The organism is Acidithiobacillus sp. TH-A35 (assembly GCF_057473505.1).
In genome coordinates, this window is the sequence record NZ_JBYCKR010000038.1 from 1 (window position 1) to 6,242 (window position 6,242).

The window sequence follows — 6,242 nt, forward strand, 5'->3', positions numbered from 1 at the left end:
GTTTGCATGGCATTAACGTGCGCGGTCTGGCCCGGCGCGGGATTTCCCGGGAGACCATTTTGCAGATTAAGCGCGCCTATCGCCTGTTGTTTCGCTCAGGGCGGCGCCTGGAAGACGCGATGGATGAAGTGCTGCAGCGCGGACTGACTGCTCCAGAGGTGGCCTACCTTTTGGATTTTATTCGTAATACGCATCGCGGAATTACCCGACCATGATCAATATACGAACCGGCGTTATTGGTGTCGGCCATCTTGGCCGCTTTCATGCGCAGAAATATGCCGCAATCTCACAACTGGCAGGTGTTTTTGACGAGAATGGGGAACGGGCCACGGAGGTTGCCGCCGAATTGGGGTGCCGTGCTTTTTCCAGCGTTGGTGCATTACTGGCTGAAGTGGATGCTGTGTCCATTGCCACTCCCACCTCTACCCACTTCGCGGCAGCGGAAGCGGCCATGCAGGCCGGTGTACACTGCCTGGTCGAAAAGCCGTTTACCCTGGATACCGAAGAAGCGGACGCGCTGATCGGCATGGCACAGGAGCGCCATCTGGTGCTGGCGGTTGGTCACATCAAAAGGGTACATCCGGCTATTCAGCATTTGCGGCGGGCTGGCTACGGAGCGCCCCGCTACCTGGAGGCAGAGCGCTTGGCGCCTTTCAAGCCACGCTCGCTGGATATCGACGTGATCATGGATCTGATGATTCACGATCTGGACCTGACTTTACTGCTGACTGGCGCCGAACCCGTGGACGTGCGCGCCGTGGGTGTCGCGGCAGTAACGGACAAGGCGGATATGGCCAATGCCTGGATGACGCTGAACAATGGCACCGTGGCCAACCTGGCGGCCTCCCGGGTAGTGCGGGAGCCAGCGCGGCGCATGCGTATCTTTTGGCAGGATCGTTATGCCTCGGTGGATTTTCTCAACAACACCCTGCATATCTACCATCGCGGTGCGGGAACAGTGCCGGGAATTCCCGGTGTGCGTGATGAGGCCGTGGAGTTACCCAAACGGGATGCCTTGGCGGCGGAGATTGAGGATTTTCTGAGCGCCATCGTAGCGCACCGGCCGGTGTTTTGTGATGGCATCGCGGGTCGGCGGGTGCTGGCGGCGGCGCTGCAGGTGCGGATAGCCGTGGAGGCTTTTCTGCAGCATTGAGCGTAATGCCGGTGCAGGTTTTGATTTTTTTTGGACGGTGATGCATGACTCAAAATATAACAATTCCCATGGTCGATTTGCGCGCGCACTTTGCGCCGCTGCGGGATGAGATTCTGACGGGGATAGGGAAAATTCTGGACGATGCCAGTTTTATCCTGGGAAATCATGGACGTGCGTTGGAGACGGAGCTGGCATGCCTCTCCGGTGTTGCCCATGGTGTGGGCTGCGCTTCCGGTACGGATGCCCTGATGCTGGCCCTGCGTGCCCTGGAAATCGGGCCCGGCGACGAGGTGATCGTCCCCACCTTTACGTTCATTGCGACTGCGGAAGCCGTGCTTTATGTGGGTGCTACGCCGGTCTTTGTAGATGTGGATGATCGTTTTTACGCCATGACCGTAACCGGTATCGAGGCCGCCATTACGTCGCGGACCAAAGCGATCATCCCCGTACATCTCTACGGCTTGCCCGCGGATATGCCCGCCATCATGGCGCTCGCTCAGAAGCATGGTTTACGGGTAGTTGAGGATTGTGCTCAGGCCATTGGTGCCGAAATTAACGGACAGGGGGTGGGCAGTTTTGGCGATATCGGCTGTTTTTCTTTCTTCCCCAGCAAAAATCTCGGTGCTGCCGGAGATGGTGGCATGGTGGTGACGGCGGATGCGGAGCTGGAACGTAAACTGCGCGGACTGCGCAACCATGGTTCCTGGCAGACCTACCACCATGACGTGTTGGGCTATAACAGCCGCCTCGACGAAATGCAGGCGGTGATTCTGCGGGCGGAGTTCCCGCATCTGGCGGCCTATAACACCGGACGGCGGCAGGCGGCAGGGTGGTACGCCGAGCATCTGGCGGGTCTCGACCTGCAATTGCCGGAATCTCCAGCAGGTTATCACCACGTATTCCATCAGTTTACGATTCTGTTGAACGCGCGGGATGCGGTGAAGGCCGCCCTCCATGCTGAAGGCATTGCCAGCGCCATTTATTATCCAATTCCAGGACATCAGCAGAAGATGTTTGCGCACCAGGCCCACGCCCATTGTCCGGTGGCAGAACGTCTGGCGGAGCGTGTACTCTCGTTGCCCATGTTTCCGGAACTGCGTGAGGAGCAGATTGCCAGGATCGCTACCGTGATCCGTCGCACCCTGCACGGCTAAGGCCTTGAGCAAGGCCTTTATCCTCGCGGTAGAGCGTTCCGGCGAAAATCTCGGGCTGGAAATCATGGCGAATGCAGCGCAGGCCGGACTCGATCTGCAATGGTCGGGGGTGGTTGGATCCCGCCTGCAGGCAACGGGAGTGGAAAACATTGCCGATGGTGAAGTGCTGGCGATGATCGGGTTGGTCGAAGTCCTGCGACACTACAGCCGCCTGCGCAGGCTCTATGGGCAGATTCGGCAGCATCTGCAGACGGAACGACCGGATTGTGTGGTGCTGATTGACCATCCGGCTTTCAATCTGCACATCGCCAAGATGGCTAAAAAGCTGGGTATTCGGGTGCTCTACGTGGTGGGTCCACAGATCTGGGCCTGGCGCTCGCAGCGGATTCATCAGATCAAGCGCGTGGTGGACCACATGCTGGTTCTTTTTCCCTTTGAGGTGCCCATTTATGCACAGGCGGGGGTGCCGGTGCATGTGCTGGCACATCCTCTGTTGGCGCAGACTGCAGCAGCGCCAAATCGGGAAAACGCGCGGGCAAGGCTGAACATGGCGGCAGATGGCCAGGTGCTTGCGCTTTTACCCGGGAGTCGACGTGGTGAGCTGGAACGGCTGGCGTTGCGTTATGCCGAAACGGCGCGACGTTTGCGCGAACAAATGCCGGATCTGCGGATTCTGGTGGCCTTGGCCAGGGAGGAGTTACGCCCCCTCTGGGAGCGGCTCTGGAAACAGGGTGCCGGGCCGGAAGATGCACGGCTGGTGGTCGCTCAGACGCAAACTGTGCTAGCGGCCGCTGATGTGGTGCTGGTCGCCTCCGGTACCGCCACACTGGAAACCGCACTCATGCAGCGCCCGGCAGTGGTCGTCTATATTTTGAACGCTCTCACTTTTGCTTTCGTCCGAAGACTGGTGAAGACCCCTTTCGTGGCCATGCCCAATATTCTGCTCAAAGAGGCCGTATACCCGGAATTCCTGCAGGATGCCTTCGTGCCCGCCCAGGTGGCCGGTGCATTGGCGGCGCTTTTGGGTCCGGCGGGCTCCGTACAGGTGGCGAAATTGCAAAAACTGCGCGGTCTGCTGGAAGGTAATCCTCCCGAGCAATTGCAGCAGGTACTCCGCGAGATGCTGGCGTGAAGCCGGTGAATCCGTGAAAAGCGCGCCAATCCTCGAACACTGGGGTCCCCGGTGTGCGGGCGTGGACGAAGCCGGGCGGGGGCCCCTGGCGGGGCCGCTGGTGGCTGCGGCGGTGATTCTGCGCGCACCCCTTTATGGTCTGGATGATTCCAAGAAAATGACGGCGGCTGCACGGGCGCATTGGGCCGTGCGTATCCGCAATGAGGCCCTGGCCTGGTCGGTGAGCCGGGCTGCGGTCTGGGAGATTGAGCGCTACAATATTCTCCAGGCATCGTTGCGTGCCATGGCGCGGGCTATCGCCGGCCTGCCCCGGCGACCTCAGCGGATTCTCGTCGACGGCAACCAGCCGCCCCCCGGCTGGCAGGTGGAGACACTTGTGGGTGGCGATGGCCGGGTGGATGCTATCGCCGCCGCGGGTATTCTGGCCAAAGTGGCACGGGATGAGGAGATGCAGTTGCTCGACAGGTATTACCCCCAATATGGACTGGCGCGGCATATGGGTTACGGCACGGCGGTGCATCTTCAGGCATTGCAGCTTCGGGGTCCCTGCGCACTGCATCGGCGCGGCTTCGGACCCGTCGACCGGGCCTGGGAGGCACAGCGATGAGTGCGCCGCAGTTTGTCCATTTACACGTGCACTCCGAGTATTCTCTGGAGGATGGCATTATTCCGGTGAAGGCGCTGGCCAGGCGCTGTGCGGAGCGAGGTATGCCGGCGGTGGCGATCACCGATCATGGCAATCTTTTTGCCCTGGTCAAATTCTATAACGCTGCCCGGGGGCAGGGCGTCAAACCGGTGATTGGCAGCGAGATCTGGGTGCATGATGCGGCAGAGCCGGAACAGCCGACCGGCCTTATCCTGCTGTGCATGAATAAAACCGGTTACGGCAACCTCAGCCGCCTGCTCAGCCGCGCTTATCTGGAGGGTGGTCGCCACGGACGTCCGCAGATCGATGCGGCGTGGCTGGAGGGCGCGAGCGACGGTCTCATCGCCTTGTCTGCGGCAGGACAGGGGGAGATCGGGCGTGCCCTGCAGCGCAATCCGCAACAGGCGGAAGGTCGGGCACAGCACTACGCACAGCTTTTCCCGAAACGTTTTTATCTGGAAGTGCAGCGCAATGGCGAGGCCGGGCAGGAAGCCCTGGTTCAGGCCACTGTGGCGCTGGCGGAAAAACTGGAATTACCGCTGGTGGCCACCAACAACGCCCATTTTCTCGATGCAGCGGACTTTGCGGCCTTCGATGCGCGGCAGTGTATTTCTGCGGGCTTTACCCTGGACGACCCGCGCCGTCCACGGCGTTTTACGCCGGAGCACCGCCTGCCGGACCCCGAAGAAATGTGGGAGCGTTTTGCGGACCTGCCGGAAGCTTGCGACAATACCGTCGAAATTGCGCGGCGTTGTAATATGGAGCTGGTGCTCGGACATTATGCGCTCCCGGACTACCCCATTCCCGCCGGTCAGTCCGTGGATGAATATTTGCACGACGCGGCGCAAAAAGGTCTGCAGGAACGCTTGCAGGAGCTGCGTATCAGTGGCGACGCCACGTTGCCTTATCACGAGCGTCTGTTGCGTGAGGTCGGCGTCATTCAGCAGATGGGCTTCCCCGGTTATTTTCTCATCGTCGCGGATTTCATCCAGTGGGCAAAAAATAATGGTGTCCCGGTAGGACCGGGGCGTGGATCCGGTGCCGGATCGCTGGTGGCCTATGCACTGCGGATCACCGATCTCGATCCCATTGGCAATGGCCTGTTGTTCGAGCGCTTTCTCAATCCCGAGCGCGTTTCCATGCCCGACTTCGACGTGGATTTCTGCATGGATCAGCGCGACCGCGTCATTCAGTATGTGGCCGACAAATACGGTCGCGACAGGGTCGGCCAGATCATCACTTTTGGGACGATGAAGGCGCGGGCAGTGGTACGTGATGTCGGCCGGGTGCTGGGTCTGCCTTATGGCTTTGTCGACCAGTTGGCTAAGTTGGTGCCGGGCGATCTGGGTATGACCCTGGCGAAGGCCCTGGAGGAATCCGAGGAACTGCGCCGCCGCCAGACTGAGGAAGATGATGTCCGCGACCTGCTGGACATCGCCCTGCGCCTGGAGGGTTTGCCACGCCACGCCTCGACCCATGCCGGTGGCGTGGTGATTTCCCCGGAACCGCTGGCCGACCGCCTGCCGCTCTTTAACGACGGCTCCGAAGGGGGGGGTAACGTCACCCAGCTCGATAAGGATGATGTGGAAAAGATGGGGCTGGTAAAGTTCGACTTTCTCGGGTTGCGCACCCTGACCATCATTGATATGGCGGTCAAACTCATCAATGCCGATGCGGTGGCGGCGGGCCGCGCACCGTTGAATATTCAGCAATTACCTTTAGACGATACGGCGACCTTTGCCTTGCTCAAATCCACCGAGACGGCGGCGGTCTTCCAACTGGAATCATCGGGTATGCGCGATCTGGTGCGGCGTCTGCAACCGGATACCTTTGAAGATATCGTCGCCCTCGTCGCTCTGTTCCGGCCTGGGCCGCTGCAGTCAGGTATGGTCGATGACTTTATCGCCCGTAAACATGGCAAGGCGCCAGTGACTTTTCTGCATCCGGATCTGGCGCCGATTCTCGATGAAACCTACGGCGTGATCGTCTATCAGGAACAGGTCATGCAGTCTGCCCAGGTGCTGGCGGGCTATTCCCTCGGCGGCGCCGATTTGCTGCGGCGGGCCATGGGCAAGAAAAAGCCGGAGGAAATGGCCAAACAGCGCAGCATTTTCCTGGAAGGCGCCCACAAAAATGGTCTGGCCGCGGATCAGGCCG

The 6,242-nt window shown here is 60.2% G+C and carries 5 protein-coding genes and 1 pseudogene; all 6 read left to right on the forward strand.

Features of this window, described 5'->3' with window-relative positions; genetic code table 11:
• Positions 1-215, forward strand: a pseudogene (locus AC2VNK_RS01685) (acyl-ACP--UDP-N-acetylglucosamine O-acyltransferase); the annotation flags it as partial.
• Positions 212-1,153: a Gfo/Idh/MocA family protein gene (locus AC2VNK_RS01690; RefSeq protein WP_291522274.1), complete on the forward strand. Its 942-nt coding sequence runs from the start codon at positions 212-214 to the stop codon at positions 1,151-1,153. The pseudogene AC2VNK_RS01685 and the gene AC2VNK_RS01690, both read left to right, overlap by 4 nt.
• Positions 1,154-1,197: 44 nt before the next feature.
• Positions 1,198-2,307, forward strand: a complete 1,110-nt coding sequence (locus tag AC2VNK_RS01695; RefSeq protein ID WP_486882577.1) for a DegT/DnrJ/EryC1/StrS family aminotransferase — start codon at positions 1,198-1,200, stop codon at positions 2,305-2,307.
• Positions 2,308-2,311: 4 nt separating this feature from the next.
• Positions 2,312-3,439, forward strand: coding sequence for a lipid-A-disaccharide synthase (gene lpxB, locus AC2VNK_RS01700; protein ID WP_486882578.1), 1,128 nt, complete (start codon positions 2,312-2,314; stop codon positions 3,437-3,439).
• A gap of 13 nt (positions 3,440-3,452) precedes the next feature.
• Positions 3,453-4,046, forward strand: coding sequence for a ribonuclease HII (locus AC2VNK_RS01705; protein ID WP_486882579.1), 594 nt, complete (start codon positions 3,453-3,455; stop codon positions 4,044-4,046).
• Positions 4,043-6,242 (forward strand): DNA polymerase III subunit alpha (dnaE, locus tag AC2VNK_RS01710; protein ID WP_486882580.1); only part of this gene is annotated, 2,200 nt, incomplete at its 3' end. The genes AC2VNK_RS01705 and dnaE, both read left to right, overlap by 4 nt.

Coding starts and splice junctions, on each gene's coding strand:
- AC2VNK_RS01690 (WP_291522274.1), top strand. CDS start 212: ATGATCAATATACGAACCGGCGTTATTGGTGTCGGCCATCTTGGCCGC.
- AC2VNK_RS01695 (WP_486882577.1), top strand. CDS start 1,198: ATGACTCAAAATATAACAATTCCCATGGTCGATTTGCGCGCGCACTTT.